At 57.0% G+C, this 16,925-nt stretch carries 16 protein-coding genes and 1 pseudogene; 4 read left to right on the forward strand and 13 right to left on the reverse strand.

All coding sequences use genetic code 11. From position 1 onward, the window contains the following. The first annotated feature begins 266 nt into the window (after positions 1-266). Positions 267-2,405, forward strand: a complete 2,139-nt coding sequence (gene nrdD, locus HMPREF3178_RS14880) for an anaerobic ribonucleoside-triphosphate reductase (protein ID WP_004108965.1) — start codon at positions 267-269, stop codon at positions 2,403-2,405. A 330-nt stretch (positions 2,406-2,735) separates the two neighbouring features. Then, positions 2,736-3,200, forward strand: coding sequence for an anaerobic ribonucleoside-triphosphate reductase-activating protein (gene nrdG / locus HMPREF3178_RS14885; RefSeq protein WP_004108967.1), 465 nt, complete (start codon positions 2,736-2,738; stop codon positions 3,198-3,200). Positions 3,201-3,210: 10 nt separating this feature from the next. On the opposite strand, the pseudogene HMPREF3178_RS29990 reads toward nrdG, so the two are convergent. From HMPREF3178_RS29990 to pmbA, 13 genes and pseudogenes are all read right to left on the reverse strand, one after another. After that, positions 3,211-3,482 (reverse strand): annotated as a pseudogene (locus HMPREF3178_RS29990) (type II toxin-antitoxin system RelE family toxin); the annotation flags it as partial. Continuing rightward, complete coding sequence (locus HMPREF3178_RS14890) at positions 3,464-5,374, reverse strand: BglG family transcription antiterminator (RefSeq protein ID WP_016809337.1); 1,911 nt, start codon at positions 5,372-5,374, stop codon at positions 3,464-3,466. The pseudogene HMPREF3178_RS29990 and the gene HMPREF3178_RS14890, both read right to left, overlap by 19 nt. 22 nt (positions 5,375-5,396) lie before the next feature. Continuing rightward, complete coding sequence (locus tag HMPREF3178_RS14895) at positions 5,397-6,548, reverse strand: lactonase family protein (protein WP_053064549.1); 1,152 nt, start codon at positions 6,546-6,548, stop codon at positions 5,397-5,399. Positions 6,549-6,715: 167 nt separating this feature from the next. Beyond that, a complete protein-coding gene (gene dagF / locus HMPREF3178_RS14900) occupies positions 6,716-7,456 on the reverse strand; it encodes a 2-dehydro-3-deoxy-phosphogluconate aldolase (RefSeq protein WP_053064548.1) in 741 nt (246 codons plus the stop codon). Beyond that, a complete protein-coding gene (locus HMPREF3178_RS14905) occupies positions 7,453-8,571 on the reverse strand; it encodes a DgaE family pyridoxal phosphate-dependent ammonia lyase (protein ID WP_070585270.1) in 1,119 nt (372 codons plus the stop codon). The genes dagF and HMPREF3178_RS14905 overlap by 4 nt, the downstream gene beginning before the upstream one ends. Then, entirely contained in the window at positions 8,555-9,688 is a 1,134-nt protein-coding gene (locus HMPREF3178_RS14910; protein ID WP_017145069.1) for an amidohydrolase/deacetylase family metallohydrolase, read from the reverse strand. Before HMPREF3178_RS14910 ends, HMPREF3178_RS14905 begins: the two co-directional genes overlap by 17 nt. A 42-nt stretch (positions 9,689-9,730) precedes the next feature. Next, positions 9,731-10,375 carry a DUF4310 family protein gene (locus HMPREF3178_RS14915; protein WP_016809340.1) on the reverse strand — a complete coding sequence of 215 codons (645 nt, stop codon included), beginning with the start codon at positions 10,373-10,375 and terminating at the stop codon, positions 9,731-9,733. 12 nt (positions 10,376-10,387) lie between these two features. Then, positions 10,388-11,164, reverse strand: coding sequence for a DUF4311 domain-containing protein (locus HMPREF3178_RS14920; protein ID WP_004098075.1), 777 nt, complete (start codon positions 11,162-11,164; stop codon positions 10,388-10,390). 21 nt (positions 11,165-11,185) lie between these two features. Continuing rightward, complete coding sequence (locus tag HMPREF3178_RS14925; protein WP_004108982.1) at positions 11,186-11,485, reverse strand: DUF4312 family protein; 300 nt, start codon at positions 11,483-11,485, stop codon at positions 11,186-11,188. Positions 11,486-11,487: 2 nt separating this feature from the next. After that, on the reverse strand, positions 11,488-11,850 hold the full coding sequence (locus tag HMPREF3178_RS14930) for an SFCGS family glycine-rich protein (protein WP_004098072.1): 363 nt from the start codon (positions 11,848-11,850) through the stop codon (positions 11,488-11,490). Between the two features lie 11 nt (positions 11,851-11,861). Beyond that, positions 11,862-12,200, reverse strand: a complete 339-nt coding sequence (locus HMPREF3178_RS14935; RefSeq protein WP_017145070.1) for a glycine dehydrogenase — start codon at positions 12,198-12,200, stop codon at positions 11,862-11,864. 406 nt (positions 12,201-12,606) lie between these two features. Continuing rightward, positions 12,607-12,993, reverse strand: a complete 387-nt coding sequence (gene cybC / locus HMPREF3178_RS14940; RefSeq protein WP_004108991.1) for a cytochrome b562 — start codon at positions 12,991-12,993, stop codon at positions 12,607-12,609. A gap of 36 nt (positions 12,994-13,029) precedes the next feature. Beyond that, positions 13,030-14,382, reverse strand: coding sequence for a metalloprotease PmbA (pmbA, locus tag HMPREF3178_RS14945; RefSeq protein ID WP_004108992.1), 1,353 nt, complete (start codon positions 14,380-14,382; stop codon positions 13,030-13,032). Between the two features lie 94 nt (positions 14,383-14,476). Between pmbA and yjgA the strand changes: the two genes are divergently transcribed. Beyond that, positions 14,477-15,028 (forward strand): ribosome biogenesis factor YjgA, encoded by a 552-nt coding sequence (gene yjgA / locus HMPREF3178_RS14950; RefSeq protein ID WP_004108993.1) that lies wholly within the window; start codon positions 14,477-14,479, stop codon positions 15,026-15,028. A 528-nt stretch (positions 15,029-15,556) separates the two neighbouring features. Beyond that, positions 15,557-16,925: aldehyde dehydrogenase family protein (locus HMPREF3178_RS14955; protein WP_049128314.1), on the forward strand; the 1,369-nt coding region annotated here is incomplete at its 3' end.

The following is a 16,925-nucleotide window of genomic DNA, read 5'->3' on the forward strand; positions in this document are numbered from 1 at the left end:
TCCTCTTTTTACTTTGTTCTGCATCAATAAAATTGCAAACATCTTTGATGCAAAGCACTACATATAGAACTTAAAATGCGCCCCGGCCCCACATATTGTATTAATAGTCTATTATGTCACCACAACCCATCGTACCCGGGCGGTGATGGGATGTGGATAAAAAGGGCCGGGATCGGAGGGAAACGGCGGCAGCTATAGCGCCCCGGGACTTCGGTTAACCTTCCGCCTCTGTGGATAACCTGTTCTATAAAAAGTATGGAGTGATCATGACACCGCATGTGATGAAACGCGATGGCTGTAAAGTGCCGTTCAAGTCAGAGCGCATTAATGAAGCAATTCTACGTGCAGCTAAAGCAGCGGGAGTCGATGACGCAGACTATTGCGCCACCGTCGCAGAAGTCGTTAGCCAGCAAATGCAGGGCCGCACCCAGGTTGATATCAACGAGATCCAGACCGCCGTTGAGAATCAGCTGATGTCCGGCCCTTACAAGCAGCTGGCGCGTGCCTACATTGAATATCGCCACGACCGCGATAGCCAGCGTGAAAAACGCGGTCGTCTGAACCAGGAAATTCGCGGCCTGGTTGAGCAGACCAACTCGGCGTTACTCAACGAGAACGCCAACAAAGACAGTAAAGTTATTCCTACCCAGCGCGATCTGCTGGCGGGTATCGTGGCTAAACACTATGCGCGTCAGCACCTGCTGCCGCATGATGTAGTGATGGCGCACGAGCGCGGCCTGATCCACTATCACGATCTCGACTATTCGCCATTCTTCCCGATGTTCAACTGCATGCTGATCGATCTTAAAGGCATGCTGACGCAGGGTTTTAAAATGGGCAACGCCGAGATTGAGCCGCCGAAGTCCATCTCTACCGCCACCGCGGTAACGGCGCAGATTATCGCGCAGGTCGCCAGCCATATTTATGGCGGCACGACCATCAACCGCATCGATGAAGTGCTGGCGCCGTTTGTTACCGAAAGCTTCAATAAGCACCGTAAAATTGCCGAAGAGTGGCAAATCCCCGACGCCGAAGGTTATGCCCGTTCCCGCACCGAGAAAGAGTGCTACGACGCCTTCCAGTCGCTGGAATATGAAGTGAACACCCTGCATACCGCCAACGGTCAGACGCCGTTCGTCACCTTCGGTTTCGGCCTCGGTACCAGCTGGGAATCGCGTCTGATTCAGCAGTCCATTCTGCGCAATCGCATCGCGGGACTCGGTAAAAATCGCAAAACGGCGGTGTTCCCCAAGCTGGTCTTCGCCATTCGCGACGGCCTGAACCATAAGTTTGGCGACGCGAACTACGACATTAAACAGCTGGCGCTGGAGTGCGCGAGCAAGCGCATGTATCCGGATATCCTCAACTACGATCAGGTCGTGAAGGTGACCGGCTCGTTCAAAACCCCGATGGGCTGCCGCAGCTTCCTCGGCGTGTGGGAAAACGAGGACGGCGAACAGGTGCACGATGGCCGCAACAACCTCGGCGTTATCAGCCTCAACCTGCCGCGTATTGCCCTGGAAGCCCGCGGCGACGAAGCTGTGTTCTGGAAACTTCTGGATGAGCGTCTGCAGCTGGCGCGTAAAGCGCTGATGACCCGCATCGCCCGTCTGGAAGGAGTGAAGGCTCGCGTTGCGCCGATTCTGTATATGGAAGGGGCCTGCGGCGTGCGCCTGAAAGCGGATGACGACGTTTCGGAGATTTTCAAAAACGGCCGCGCGTCGATTTCTCTTGGCTATATCGGTATCCATGAAACCATCAACGCGCTGTTCGGCAATAAGCCTATGTACGATAGCGAAGCGCTGCGTGAAAAAGGCGTCGCCATCGTTCAGCGTCTGCGCGAAGCGGTAGACCAGTGGAAAGACGAGACCGGCTACGGCTTTAGCCTGTACAGCACGCCGAGCGAAAATCTCTGCGACCGCTTCTGCCGTCTGGACACCGCTGAGTTCGGCGTGATCGAAGGCGTCACCGACAAAGGGTATTACACCAACAGCTTCCACCTCGATGTGGAGAAGAAGGTGAACCCGTACGATAAAATCGATTTTGAAGCGCCTTACCCGCCACTGGCTAACGGGGGCTTTATTTGCTACGGCGAGTACCCGAATATTCAGCACAACCTGCGGGCGCTGGAAGACGTGTGGGATTATAGCTATCAGCACGTGCCCTATTACGGGACCAATACGCCTATCGATGAGTGCTACGAGTGCGGTTTTACCGGTGAGTTCGAGTGTACCAGCAAAGGCTTCACCTGCCCGAAATGCGGCAACCACGATGCCTCTCGCGTGTCGGTAACCCGCCGGGTATGCGGTTATCTCGGAAGCCCGGACGCCCGCCCGTTCAACGCCGGCAAGCAGGAAGAAGTGAAGCGCCGCGTGAAGCATCTGGGCAACGGGCAGATCGGTTAATTCCAGGTGGTTTAGCCCCTTCCCCTCTCCCCAACGGGGAGAGGGGAAGGGGCCCCGTAGCCGTTTGGCCACTAAGGAGCCGTTCCCGGATCGCGGCGCAAAGCGCCTTATCCGGGCTACAACCGCGTATGCGGCTTTTCGTAGCCCGGCCGAGCGCAGCGACGCCGGGAGCTGTTCCCTTTACAAATGCACAGCCCCTCCGTTTTCGCAAAGCAATTAGCGTCAGAGCAAGGCGGTAAACGAGGGAATCCCCGGGAGCGTACATTAAGTACGTGAATGGGGTGAGCGAGCGCAGCCAACACGGCTATGGCGTTAATTGAGAAGCGAAAAATGAATTACCATCAGTACTACCCGGTAGATATTGTTAACGGTCCGGGCACCCGCTGCACCCTGTTCGTTTCCGGCTGCGTTCACGAGTGCCCCGGCTGCTACAACAAAAGCACCTGGCGGCTGAACTCCGGCATGCCGTTTACCGCCGAGATCGCCGACCGCATCATTGCTGACCTCAACGATACGCGCATCAGGCGCCAGGGGATCACGCTTTCCGGCGGCGACCCGCTGCACCCGCAGAACGTGCCGGAGATCCTTAAGCTGGTGCAGCGCGTTCGCGCCGAGTGCCCCGGCAAAGATATCTGGGTATGGACCGGCTACAAGCTGGACGAACTTAACGACGCGCAGATGCAGGTGGTGGATCTCATCAACGTGCTGGTTGATGGCAAATTTGTGCAGGATCTCAAAGACCCGGCGCTAATCTGGCGCGGCAGCAGCAATCAGGTGGTGCATCACCTGAGATAGCCTCTCGCGACAGCCGTTTATAGACGTTCCGATAGACGGCTAGTTTTTCTCGTTTTCTCATCGCAATAACATAAACCATCAATCATCACCTCATCCCGAACCTGATACACCAGTCGGTATCCCGCTGATTTCAGCTGAATTTTATAGCAGTCGGGTCAGCCGCGAAGATTCAATATGAAGGTTCTCCAGCACGACCGCCAGCTGACTTTTGAACTGCTCTTTTACGGTTTCACCCAGCTTATACCATTCTCTGGCAGCGCATCTCAAAACCGGCTGACGCACTCCATGGCCACCGCTTTAAACTCAGCAAAGCTGCGGGTGGCAGCAAGGCGGGTCATTGCGCGCTCGCGCAGGAAGGTGACGAAAATATCGTAGATCGCCATCGCCTCTTCATACTCGCTTTTACTGATGGCGAGCAGGAAGATGATATGCGCGGTTTCATCGCCCCAGGCGATGCCGTGCGGCGCAATCACGGTATAAACCACGGTCTTTTTTGCCAGCAGCCCGAGGGCGTGAGGTAGCGCGATCCCGTCGCCAAGCATGGTACTGACGATAGCCTCACGCTCCGCGACCGAATCATGGAACTCCGCTCCGACAAACCCCTCCTGCTGCAGCTGCTGGCACAGCGTAGCAAACAGCGCCTGCTGATCCATCGGGGTATCTATCACCTGAAAGTGAGTCTCATCAAAATACTTATTCAGCATCCAGGGACGGGTGCGGTCCACCAGCACCAGCTTGCCGATTTGGTCGAGCTGGTAGTCGGTAGGAAATGGCGCAATGGTAACTACCGGCTTATCTTTCTCGCTGATGCGCACGGTGGAAATGACAAAATCTTCCGCGATCTCTTCCCGCTGTTCATATTCGCGCTGCGAGAGGGTGGCGGCAATTTCCAGCTGCGGATACTTACGCTGCAGGATGGCTTCAATCATCCTCACCATCGCATTGCTGGTATCGCAGACCAGCAGCACCTGAGGCTGGCGCTGGTAGCCGATATTGTAATGGCGCTCCAGCCCGACGCCGATATGCAGCACCAGAAAGCCGATCTCGTTTTCGCTGATGGCGTAGGGGGTATATTTTCCCCAGCTGGATACCGCCGCCAGGGTCATGTCCCACGCCATGGGGTAGTGCTGTTTGATATTTTCCAGAAGCGGGTTGGGGATCATTATCTGGTAGCGCACGCGGGTGATCATGGTCTTAATATGGGTCAGCAAATCCGCATGCAGCTGGGCATCCTCCAGCAAATTATAGTTATATTGCTGATTGATATAGCGCAGGATGTAGTTCACCAGCGCTTCGTCGTCGTCGGCGCTGATAGTCCCCGGATCGACATCCTGCACCTGGCGGGCGGCAAGGTGGACGCACAGCCACTCCTCTTCCGCCGGAGCAAGCGGTTTGCCCGCCAGCTGCTGCATCGTATTTGCCAGCTCGCGGGCGGCATCGCGTACGTTTTGCGCGACATCCTCGGCGCTAAAATCGGCTAAAGGATATCCTTCGCTCACTCGGCGCACGGCAACCGCGCCGTACAGGCAAATAAAGCGCTCCCCGGCGTCGGTCAGGCGAACGTGATGGCGGGTTAGCGTTTCCTGCAGCACGCCAGCCAGCAGCGTCGGTACGCTGGCATCAAACGCTTCTTCACCGATAAGCGGGTTCAGCGGCCCCTGCTGACTTAGCTCCCACAGCAGATCGGTCAGGCAGGCGCGAATGGAGACCTCGCTGCCGAACAGCTTCATACCGTGACGCGGCCGGGTCTCAAGGGTGAGCTGATAACGCTGAAAGCGCTCGCGTACGTCAACCATATCGCCCTGTAAGGTGGCGCGGCTGACGAACCACGCATCGGCCAGATCCTCCAGCTTGATTGAGAAAGCGGAAGTTAAAAAGCGCACCAGCAAAAAGTGGATGCGATCCGCCGCGGTTCGCGGGATATGCTGCGCTTTCGGCGCACTCTCTGCCAGCGTCTGATAGCGCGACGGATCGTGAATCACCAGCTGATAACCGCTGCCGCGGGTGAGGATAAACTGCGCGCCATAGTGCTGCAGCAGCGCGTTCAACGCGGTGATGTCCGCGCGCACCGTGCGAGTAGAAACCGACAGCCGCTGCGCCAGCTCCTCCTGGGGCAGCGTTTCGTTTTGCAACAGGGTAAACAGCTGCGCTAAACGTTGATTGGGAAATCGCATGTCAGTTCCTTTTTCTTACGGCTCAGGGTTGAGCGGATATCACCATCTGCGACGGGCTGCCAACCGGGGTATAGTCCGGAGAGAACGTCAGCCTGCCATCCTTCGGCGCGACGCGAAAGCGGGTGATGTTGTCGCTACGCTGGTTCATGACGTACAGCCACTGCCCCTGACTGTCGAGCGTCAGCGTGCGCGGATAGTCGCCGCGGGTCCAGATATCGTCCTGATGGCGCAGGCTGCCGTCGGCCAGCACCGTAAAGTGGCCGATGCTGTTATGCAGTCGATTAGCAACGTACAGCTGCTTGCCGTCGCGGCTCAGAACCAGACCGGCGGCAAAACTGGTGCCCTTATACGCTTCCGGCAGCGCCGAGACCGTTTTCCCCTCGCGCAACAGGCCGCTTTGCTTATCGAGATGATAGAAAGTGAGCGTCGACGCCTCTTCGTTAATTAACCATAGCCCGTCGCCCTGCGGCGTAAACACAAAATGGCGCGGTCCGGCGCCGGGAGATGAGGCCGCAATAAACGGCGGATCGTTCGGCGTTAGCTTCCCGGTGGCGTTATCCAGCCGGTACTGATAGATCCGATCCAGCCCGAGGTCGGTGGAGTAAACGAACTTACCGCTGGGATCGGCGGCGATCATATGGGCGTGGGGGCCGTTATGATCGCTAATGGCAAAACTGCCTTCAACGGCTGCCGCCGGGCGTTCCGCACCCGCAGGGCCTTGATCCTGATGCACGTCCACCGCCTCGCCCAGGTTACCATCTTCTTTCACCGGCAGCACGGCGATACTGCCGCTGACGTAGTTTGCCACCAGCAGATGGCGTCCATCGGGAGTCAGGGAGAGATAAACCGGCCCGGCGCCGCCGGAAGCGACCTGATTCAGCTCACGCAGTTCGCCGTTACTGCCGATGCGCCACGCCTGCACCACACCCTTTTCCACTTCGCTGGCGGCGTACAGGGTTTTGCCATCCGCCGAAACGGTGAGCTGGGCCAGGTTGGGTAGCTTAGCGACCAGCGCTTTATCGCGCAGCTCCCCAGTCTGGTTATCGATGGTAAAGCGATACAGGCCTTCCCCATTGGGGTTGTAGGTACCGACCCAGGCGTACTGGGTTTGCGCAGCGGCGCCGGCGGCGAGCAGAGAGAGTGAAGCAACAAGCAGGTGACGAGCGGTTGGCATGGTGACTCCTTGATGGTTCGGTGGAGGTTTCCCCTTACCCTAATCCTCGCCCATAGGGCCGAGGGCGCAGTTCGGTATTTCTTCGCGCGATCGGCGCAAAAGGCTCCGTCTCTTCTTTTCTCCCTCTCCCTGTCAGGGAGAGGGCCGGGGTGGAGGGGCAATCGGCGCTATTGTACTAACTGTTTGGTGATCGAAAGCAGCTGACGCACGTCCGCCGGGCGGGTATTACCGCTGGCTTTATCAATAATCGAACTGTAGATATGCGGGATAATTTTACTCACGCCGGCGTCCAGCGCGATCTGCAGGATCTCGCCGTAGTTTTCCAGATCGATCCCGCCGGTGGGCTCCAGCCAGAAATCATGACGGGCGCAGGCCTCGGCCACCGCAATAAACTCGTCACGATGCTTTAGCCCGCCCATCGGAAAGTATTTGATTGAACTGCCGCCCATATCTTTCAGCAGGGCAATCGCGGTTTCCAGCGGCACGATGCCATCCGGCGCGCCGCTGCTGAGCGGGCCGGTGGAGATCTTCACCTTTCCCGGCGTACCGGTTGGCGACACCAGGCCGTTAACCACGGTTTCGTTCTGGCCCAGCAGCGCGCGGCTGGTCGCCACGCCGGTAAATACCTGGTTGACGTGCTGCGGCTGCACCTGGCGCGAAATTTCGCTGACCATCGCCGACTGGTTCGGATCGCCCGCGCCCAGTCCCACGGAGAGCGCGTTATCAATCCGCTGCGCGTATTCACGCATATCGGCAACCGCGCTGGCGACGTCCGGGTAATTTTTGGAGAGCACGCCCACCAGTACATGACCTTCCGCCGCCTCATAAATCTCGCTGGCGTTATCTTTGCTTCCCGCCAGCACGTTCAGGCAGACTCGGTCACGATAAAAATTAGGGGTCAGTTTCATGCGTTTTTCTCCTTGTTCAAAACCTCTGCGATGCGACGGGAGACAATCTCCAGCTGCTGCGCGTTCACGCTGCGGACATCGGCTTCAATAATGCCTTCATTTGCTTTATAGCCACGGAAGTAGATGGTGTATTCGCCCTGCTTCAGCGCATTGACCAGATCGCCGGTGTTGACGCCGGTCACCGCTTCATCAAACTTAATCTCCGCCCGCGCGATATCGCGGCCGGCGCTGTCCCAGACCACGCGCGCGGTGACGCCATCGAGCGTATTAAGCTGCTGAATAAACGGCGTCATCTTCGCCACCATCTCTTCACCGCTCTCTTTGCTCGCCGTCAGATAGTGTTCAATGGCGCAGGTCAGGCCGAGGATCCCCTCTTTACCCACCTTCATCGCCCGGCCAATGCCGTTCGACTGGCGTTTGACCCACTCAACGTATTGGGTTTTGCCGATAACCAGCCCGCTGGTCGGCCCTTCTATCGCCTTCGCGCCGCTATAAATCACCAGATCCGCGCCGGCGCGATAGTAGGCCTGGAGGTCTTCTTCCGCCGCCGCATCGACAATCAGCGGCAGATTATGGCTCTTCGCCACCGCTGCCGCATGCGCCACGTTGAGCATGCTTTTCTGCACGCAGTGGTGGGATTTGATATACAGAATGGCCGCGGTGCGCGGGGTGATAGCCGCCGCCAGCTGCCCGGCGGAACATTCGTTGGCGTAGCCCGCTTCCACCAGCCTGCCGCCGCCCAGCGCTACCATGGTGCCCACCGGCGCGCCAAAGTTGACGTTGTGGCCCTTAGGCAGCACGATTTCGTTGTTTTCAATCGGCGTCACGTGCAGGTTTTCCAGCAGCCAGTCGCTGTCTTTTACCAGCACCGCCGCCACCGACTGGGCGATGCCCGCCGAGGCGCAGGAGACAACGGTCGCCCCTTCCACGTCCAGCAGCTTCGCAATATACGCGCCGGTTTTATTGACCAGATCTTTCATCTCGAAGTACTGGTTCATCCCCGCCATCGCGGCTTCCACGACTTCCGGTCGCGGCGTCGAGACGCCGAGAATGGTCATGCGCCCGGAGGTGTTAATGACCTGCTTTAAATCATATTTCTCAAAAATCGAAGGCATTTTCCGCGCTCCCTTGTTCGGTCAGATAGCCCTTGCCCGCGCGAATGGCGGCAAGCGGCAGCAGAATCTTGTCGGCCTGAAGGCTCTCTTTTTCAGCATCCACCAGCACCGTTGGCATCTGCGCGAGAGTAAACAGCGTCAGGTCGGCGTCATAGCCCACTTCCAGCCGCCCTTTATGGGAAAGATGCAGGCCTTCCGCGGCGTTGGCGGTCACGCAGTCGATAACCTGCGGCAGCGACATCCCTATAGCGAGGAATTTCGACATCACCAGCGCCAGCGAGCGCACCGGACCGTCGATACGGTTGCGGCAGTAGATATCGGAGCTGATGGTGTGCGGCAGAATGCCCATGGCAATCGCCCGGCGCGCCACTTCGAAGCTGAAGCTGGCGGTGCCGTGGCCGATATCAAGGCGCACGCCGCGCTGCAGCGCGCGGGTTATCGAACTCTTCAGCTCGCCGGACGGCGTCAGAATGCGGTTGGGCTTGCCGTTATAGCAGTGAGTAATAATGTCGCCGGAGGTCAACAGATCGGCGATTTCATCCAGATCGGGCGGATTGTTGCCGATATGCACCATCAGCGGCAGGCCGCCGTTTTCCTGCTGAATTGCCTTTGCGCGCGCCAGCGGCGTAATGCCGTTTTCACCCACCACGCTGCTGCTCATCCGCGCCTTCAGGCCGACGATAAAGTTCGGGTAGCGGTTGACCGCCTGCTTCACCGCCTCTGCGTCGATATTCGCCATATTGGCCAGTTCATTCTGGGCAATCAGCCCGACGCGGGAAATGTTAAGCAGGGCATAAACCTCGGTCGCGGCTTTGCGGGTCAGTTGGTAGAAGTCATCAACGTCGTCCGCACCGGTGCTGCCCGCGTCAATCACGGTGGTCACGCCGGTAGCAACCCCTACGCTGTCCGGCTCATCATGGTAAATCGGCGAGTTCGGATAGCAGTGAACGTGAGAGTCAATCCAGCCTGCGCTGACGTAATAGCGACCGTCCAGTTCAAGGGTTTTGCGCGCAGGCGCGCTAATCTCGCCAAGCGCCGCGATTTTACCGTCCCGGATGGCGATATCGGTCAGGGTATCGTCGACGAGGCGCGCACGGCGCAGGAGTAAATCAAACATTTCTCTCTCCTGTTAACGCGGGCGCCGAGGCGCCCGCAGGACTTAACTAATCGCCACCGGGAAGATTGACCCAAGAAGCATGGCGCCAAGGATCGCGCCGCCGGTGATAGGCTTTTGCCAGATGTAGAACAGCAGCGCGCCCACCAGGGAACCGATGCCGATTGGAATAGAAGCGGTCATGGCGCTGAGGATAATCAACGGTCCGAGGAAGCGGCCTGAGGCGTTACCGGCCCCCATCATGACGTCCGCGCCGTAGGTGGAGTCGCTCTGGTTGATGGTGAATTTGCGCGCCAGGATAATGATGTAGCCAATGGCGAGCCCCAGCACCAGGCCGGTGACCAGCGAGGCGGCAAAGTTGGCGACCGGGAAAACAAAGCCCGCGCCGAGCAACAGAGCCGGAACGCCTAAGCCGACGCCGGTCTGGATCGCCCCGCCGATATCCAGAATCCCCACCAGTGAGCCTTCGATAATACGCGCGAACAGGAAGCTGGCGCCGAACGCCGCTACCGCGCCGTAGGCACCGGTATCAATTCCCGCTTTCAGCATCGCCACGAAGGCGACTTCGTTAAACGCGCCGATGCCGTAGAGGTAGTACATATGCGTCCCGGCAAAAACGCCGGCGGAGAGCAGACCAACAAAGATCGGGAACGACCAGTCGGCATACCAAAAACCTTTATTTTGTTCCATGAGAGGCCCCTGTTATTTACCGCTGAGCGAGTTGTGGATCAGTTCCAGCCAGTTCGGCACGGTCAGATGGAAGGATTCAATCATCTTCATGTCGAAACCGCGGAAGAAGCCGCTCAGAACGAACAGCGCGACGATTGCTACCATCATCACTTTGGTGACGCGGTGCCAGCCGCTCTCTTCCACGCCTTTGCCGATCAGGATGCCCAGCACCAGACCCGGGACGGCGTTACCCATAATCAGCTGCGCCGCGCCGCCGAAAATCGTCGCCCAAAAGCCCGACTTTTTGCCGGCATCAATCGCCGCCAGCCAGAAGATGACCGGCATCACCGTGTTCACCAGCAGGTTTGCCGCCGGAACCAGCACTTTGACCGCCGTCACCTGTAGCGCTTCCGGTACTGAAGAGGCGGTCAGGTTGAGGAAAGCCACAACGATCATGCCGATAATGCCGCAAGCGATGGCCATCTTTTTCGGATCGTGCAGCGTCTCGCCGACGTTGCGGTTTTTGATCATCAGCGCTGCCGCCCCCCAGTTGGGGATGATGCGGTGGTCAACGTCCTGAGTGAAGGAGCCTGCCGCGACGGAAGAGGCCCAGGCGTTGAAGAAGAAGCCCAGACCAAAAGAGAAGTGTGAAGCCGGATCGCCTTCACATGAATTCAGCTCGCCCAAGGTACGAAACGCCCCCATCCCCTGCGTGGTGGGCGCATGAAACATGCGTGCCGCTCCGGCGCCTACGCCGACGCCGACCAGGCCGCCGATGATGAGCGATTTTATTAAAATTATCAGGAACATAGTCTGACCCTTTGGTGAAAATCAGGTTTGCGTGACGAAATCCACTTTATCGAGATTAATGGCGGTCACGGTGACGGTAACGTTCAGCTCCACGCTGTAGGTCCGTCGCTCACGGCGCAGAAAGAAGAATAAAAATGCCTCTTTCCGTACCGCTTCACGCGCATGAACAACCTCCACATCCTGTGGTTCAATACGCAGTAAGATGTGCGGCGACGTTTTCATCACCGCCGCCTGGACATGGTTCAGGGCATCGGCGAAAGCACGCGTTTTGCTCTCGCCTTTGCCGGTAACGCTCACCGTGGTGGTGAATTGCTCTTTCATACTCACGCGCCGTATTTCTTCTTCCAGGCTTCCACCAGGCGTTCGCCCAGTTCTTCTTTATCCATAAAGCCGAAGCCCAGTACGTTGTAGCCTTCGTTGATCGCGGTGACGCCCTCATCAACGGAACGCATGCCATATTTTGCTTTGTAGCCATGCTTATTCTGCGCGGTGATTGCCCCTGCGCCGCCGCTGCCGCAGAAAGAGATACCGAAGGTAGCGTTTTCGGCTTTCATCATGTCGCCCAGTTTCATATCCGCAGCAACGCCCGGAACGACAACGGCGCGAGCGCCAGCTTTTTCCGCACCTGCGGCAACTTTTTGACCTTTACCCAGGCGATCGCCAATAACAACGGTGATTTGTTCCATTTGTATGCTCCTTACAGGTTATCTTTCGCGACTTCGAAGTGGACAGACAGCAGCCAGGCTTCTGCATCTGGCAGATTGCCGAACTGCGCGACCACTTCGCGGGCCAGCATCATTGAATCTTCTGAGATCTCTTCGAACAGGCTGGCATCCACTTCCGGCAGCGGCTCGCCGCTGATTGACCGATGGGCCATCGCCCGAACGTGGGAAGTCAGCATTTGCTCCTGAACGTCGTTGGGAACGATGTTGCGGCGGCTTAATAGCGCGAAAACCTGCTGCAGCATCCTGTCGGCCAGCTGTTCGGTTAGCGTGGCCTGCTCCTCTGGGACGTGTGTTACCGCTCCGTTATTCACTTGAATTACCCCGTTGATGTCTCTGGGGATAACACTAATGCCGGGGGATAAGAGTTTGTAGCGAGTTGTTTTCCACTTCGAAGTGGAAAGAACGACGGCATGTGTGATTCATTTCACATAACCACAGAGAATGTGTTCATTTAGCCAAATTCGCGTGATGAATATCACATAATCGCAGCGCTGGCGGCGCGGAACGACCTGAAGAGAAAAACGCAGAAATGTGATGGAACAGGTTTTTTATCCGCCCGCCAGGCTGCCGGGAAAGCGGAAAGGGTTGGGATCAAGGTTGAGGATGGGAACAGGGCTTGAGGTTACCGACCGAGGATTCAGGTTTAGATTTGGGGTCTGGTAGGCCGGGCAAGGCGTCAGCCTCCGCCCGGCAGAAATACCCGAAATCTGCAGACGATTAACGATACTTCTTATGATACGTATTGCGGGTGGTTTTAAACTCTTCCGCTGCGGCCTGAGCCTCTTTGACTTTACCTTCGTCAGCCAGCTTCAGCGCGCCGTCAATCTGGCCGATCAGCACATCAAAACCGTGACGATAGTCCTTCATTTCCGCGCTGTCATCCGCTTTACCTTCCAGCTTCGGCGGCGTCTCTTTCTGGGCGTCAACCGCCGCTGTACGCATCTTATTCAGCGCCGCTTTCAGCTCACCGGCATCTGAAGTTTTCTGCACCACTTGCAGGTTCTCGGCAAGGGTATCCATATCTTCGCCCAGATCGGCGAAAGCCGATGCCGAACCAAGCGCAAAAGCCGATACGGCCAGCATCGCTAACAGTTTTTTACGCATTGCTCACTTCCTTTTTTATTATTAAGCACACAGGTGTTATTGACCGGCGATCTTCATCTCCGGCAGCAGTACAGAACCGCACTGAATGTTGCTGCGCGTTTCGATATCGTCGCCGATGGTCACGATATTACGCCACATATCTTTCAGATTTCCTGCAATGGTTATCTCACTGACCGGATACTGAATTTCGCCGTTTTCTACCCAGAAGCCGGATGCGCCGCGTGAGTAGTCGCCGGTGACGCCGCTTACACCCTGCCCCATCAGTTCCGTGACGACAAGACCGGTCCCCATCTCTTTAAGCAACTTTGCAAAACTCAGGCCGCGACCGTTAATACGCCAGTTATGAATGCCGCCCGCGTGGCCGGTGCTCTTCAATCCCAGCTTGCGCGCCGAGTAGTTGGTCAACAGCCACTGGGTTAGTATGCCGTCTTTAATGATATCGCGGCGTTCCGTACGAACGCCTTCGCTATCAAACGGCGTAGAGGCCAGCCCCTTCAGCAGATGCGGATGCTCTTCAATGGTCAGCCAGTCCGGCAGGATCTGGGTTCCCAGCGCATCAAGCAGGAAGGTGGATTTACGGTAAACCGAACCGCCGGCAATCGCCCCGACCAGATGACCAAACAAACCGGTAGCCACTTCATTGGCGAAAATCACCGGCGCTTTCATCGTCGATAGCTTACGCGGGGCCAGGCGCGACAGGGTGCGGCGGGCGCACTCTTCGCCAACCCACTCCGGCGATTGCAGATCGCCAATCGCCCGGCCAATGGTGTAAGCGTAATCGCGCTCCATATCGCCATTCTCTTCAGCAATCACGCAGCTGGAGAGCGAATGGCGAGTCGAGCAGTAGCTCTGCAGCATGCCGTGGCTGTTACCAAACACTTTGATGCCGTAATGGCTGTTAAAGCTACCGCCTTCGGTATTGCTGATGCGTTTATCAGCTTTCAGCGCCGCCTGTTCCGCGCGGGAGGCCAGCTCAATGGCTTCATCCGGGGAAACATCCGCCGGATGGAACAGGTCCAGATCCGGGGCATCAAAAGCCAGCAGTTCTTTATCCGCCACGCCCGCGCACGGGTCCGGCGAGGTGTAGCGGGCAATATCCAGCGCCGCCTGCACCGTGCGGGCAATGGCCTGCGGGCTAAGGTCGGTCGAAGAGGCGCTGCCTTTACGATTCTGATGATAAACGGTGATGCCTAGCGCACCATCGCTATTGAATTCTACGTTCTCCACTTCGCCGTAGCGGGTGCTAACGCCGATACCGGTGGTTTTGCTGACGGAGACTTCCGCGCCGTCGGATTTGCCTGCCGCCAGTTCCAGCGCCGTGGTCACGGCCTCTTCCAGCGTCTTACGCTGTTGTGCAACTTGAGAGATGACTTTCATCGCTAATGCCATAATGTAAGAAGGAGTTAACTGAAGTCTAACAGAGAACCGTTTTTCAGTGCGCGCCTTAACTGGTAACATTAGTCTCTTTTTTAAGGAGCCTGAGATGACAAAGCAGCCCGAAGACTGGCTCGACGACGTCCCTGGTGATGACGTCGAAGATGAAGACGATGAAATTATCTGGGTCAGTAAAAGTGAAATTAAGCGCGACGCCGAAGAACTGAAGCGTCTTGGCGCGGAAATGGTCGAGCTGGGTAAAAACGCGCTCGATAAAATCCCGCTGGATACCGACCTGCGCGACGCGATTGAGCTCGCACAGCGTATCAAGAAAGAAGGCCGCCGCCGCCAGCTGCAGCTGATTGGTAAAATGCTGCGCAGCCGTGACGTCGAGCCGATCCGTCAGGCGCTGGACAAGCTGAAGAACCGCCACAACCAGCAGGTTGCGCTGTTCCATAAGCTTGAACAGATCCGCGATCGTCTGATTGATAATGGTGATGACGCCGTTGCGGAAGTGCTGAACCTGTGGCCTGAGGCCGACCGTCAGCAGCTGCGTTCGCTTATCCGCAACGCGCAAAAAGAGAAAGAAGGTAATAAACCGCCGAAATCCGCGCGGCTTATCTTCCAGTATCTGCGTGAACTGGCCGAAAACGAAGGCTAATTCTGCATAACTCCCCCGGATTACGGCGCTTGCCCGATCCGGGCGACCCGCCCGCCCGTACAAGCGACATTATCGATCTCTCCCTTCTCCTTTCCCCTGCATTCTGATTGGTTTTAATTTTTCATTTTAATTTCAAATAAGCGTTTAATTTTAACCTTTATTTCACAATAAAACCTGACACGGCAAGACAGCCAACCGCTCTCTTTTCACCACCCTTGAAAAATTAAAATTATAATTACATGATTTTAATGAATTAAATAATATCACCTCGCCTTTAACAGGCTGCCTTTAACAGCAGTTTGCTTATCTTTGATCCATCTCTCAAAACGGTTTTTGTATTTCATACATCATTATAATGAAAAATTAATTTCATTAGCGAGCGAATAAACGCAACGGTACCCGAGAAGTTTCTGGTCAGTCAGTTCTGTTAATTAAAACCAGGCATCTGCAGTGGCGGAAGGTTTGGCGTCATTACAGGAAAGGCACATGTTTTACTTAAGAGAATTCAATCCCTTACGGAGAAAACTTATGTCACTCATCACCAGTAATGACGACCTCGATGCCCTGGTCGCGCGGGTACGAAAGGCGCAACAGGCCTATGCCAGCTTTTCTCAGGAGAAGGTCGATAAAATCTTCCGCGCCGCCGCGCTGGCCGCCGCCGATGCCCGCATTCCGCTGGCCAAAATGGCGGTTGCCGAGTCCGGCATGGGCATCGTGGAAGATAAAGTCATCAAAAACCACTTTGCCTCCGAATATATCTACAACGCCTATAAAGATGAGAAAACCTGCGGGGTGCTGTCTGAAGATGACGCCTTTGGCACCATGACCATTGCCGAACCCATCGGCCTGATCTGCGGGATTGTCCCCACCACCAATCCGACCTCCACCGCCATTTTTAAGTCGCTGATTAGCCTCAAAACCCGCAACGGCATCGTTTTCTCCCCGCACCCGCGGGCGAAAAACGCCACCAACCGTGCGGCGGAGATCGTGCTGCGCGCGGCGGTAGAGGCCGGCGCGCCGCCGGATATCATTGGCTGGATTGACGAGCCGACCGTGGATTTGTCCAGCCGCCTGATGCACCACCCGGACATCAACCTGATCCTCGCCACCGGCGGGCCGGGCATGGTCAAAGCGGCCTACAGCTCCGGTAAACCGGCGATTGGCGTCGGCGCGGGCAACACCCCGGTGGTGATCGATGAAACCGCCGACGTGAAGCGCGCGGTGGCTTCGATTCTGATGTCAAAAACCTTCGATAACGGCGTCATCTGCGCCTCCGAGCAGTCGGTGGTGGTCGTGGATGCGGCCTACGACGCGGTACGCGAACGTTTCGCCAGCCACGGCGGCTATCTGCTGCAGGGGCAGGAGCTGAAGGCCGTGCAGGGGATTCTGCTGAAAAACGGCGCACTCAACGCGGCTATTGTCGGGCAGTCAGCGGTCAATATTGCCGGAATGGCCGGGATCGCGGTGCCTGCGGACACCAAAATCCTGATTGGCGAAGTCCGGGACATCGACGACAGCGAGCCTTTTGCCCACGAAAAGCTGTCGCCCACGCTCGCCATGTACCGGGCGAAGGATTTCGCCGATGCCGTGGAGAAAGCGGTGAAGCTGGTGGATATGGGCGGCATCGGCCACACCTCCTGCCTGTATACCGACCAGGATAACCAGGCGGATCGCGTCAGGCTGTTTGGCGAAAAGATGAAAACCGCGCGCATCCTGATCAACACCCCGACCTCCCACGGCGGGATCGGCGACCTCTACAACTTCAGCCTCGCCCCTTCCCTGACCCTCGGCTGCGGCTCCTGGGGCGGCAACTCGATCTCGGAAAACGTCGGGCCGAAGCACCTGATTAACAAGAAAACCGTGGCTAAGCGAGCTGAAAACATGTTGTGGCACAAAC

Source organism: Klebsiella sp. HMSC09D12 (assembly GCF_001808475.1).
In the GTDB taxonomy this organism is placed as follows: domain Bacteria; phylum Pseudomonadota; class Gammaproteobacteria; order Enterobacterales; family Enterobacteriaceae; genus Klebsiella; species Klebsiella oxytoca.

Coding starts and splice junctions, on each gene's coding strand:
- HMPREF3178_RS14915 (WP_016809340.1), bottom strand. CDS start 10,375: ATGGAACAAAATAAAGGTTTTTGGTATGCCGACTGGTCGTTCCCGATC.
- cybC (WP_004108991.1), bottom strand. CDS start 12,993: ATGCGTAAAAAACTGTTAGCGATGCTGGCCGTATCGGCTTTTGCGCTT.
- yjgA (WP_004108993.1), top strand. CDS start 14,477: ATGACAAAGCAGCCCGAAGACTGGCTCGACGACGTCCCTGGTGATGAC.
- pmbA (WP_004108992.1), bottom strand. CDS start 14,382: ATGGCATTAGCGATGAAAGTCATCTCTCAAGTTGCACAACAGCGTAAG.
- HMPREF3178_RS14895 (WP_053064549.1), bottom strand. CDS start 6,548: ATGCCAACCGCTCGTCACCTGCTTGTTGCTTCACTCTCTCTGCTCGCC.
- HMPREF3178_RS14930 (WP_004098072.1), bottom strand. CDS start 11,850: ATGGAACAAATCACCGTTGTTATTGGCGATCGCCTGGGTAAAGGTCAA.
- nrdD (WP_004108965.1), top strand. CDS start 267: ATGACACCGCATGTGATGAAACGCGATGGCTGTAAAGTGCCGTTCAAG.
- dagF (WP_053064548.1), bottom strand. CDS start 7,456: ATGAAACTGACCCCTAATTTTTATCGTGACCGAGTCTGCCTGAACGTG.
- nrdG (WP_004108967.1), top strand. CDS start 2,736: ATGAATTACCATCAGTACTACCCGGTAGATATTGTTAACGGTCCGGGC.
- HMPREF3178_RS14910 (WP_017145069.1), bottom strand. CDS start 9,688: ATGTTTGATTTACTCCTGCGCCGTGCGCGCCTCGTCGACGATACCCTG.
- HMPREF3178_RS14905 (WP_070585270.1), bottom strand. CDS start 8,571: ATGCCTTCGATTTTTGAGAAATATGATTTAAAGCAGGTCATTAACACC.
- HMPREF3178_RS14890 (WP_016809337.1), bottom strand. CDS start 5,374: ATGCGATTTCCCAATCAACGTTTAGCGCAGCTGTTTACCCTGTTGCAA.
- HMPREF3178_RS14925 (WP_004108982.1), bottom strand. CDS start 11,485: ATGAAAGAGCAATTCACCACCACGGTGAGCGTTACCGGCAAAGGCGAG.
- HMPREF3178_RS14920 (WP_004098075.1), bottom strand. CDS start 11,164: ATGTTCCTGATAATTTTAATAAAATCGCTCATCATCGGCGGCCTGGTC.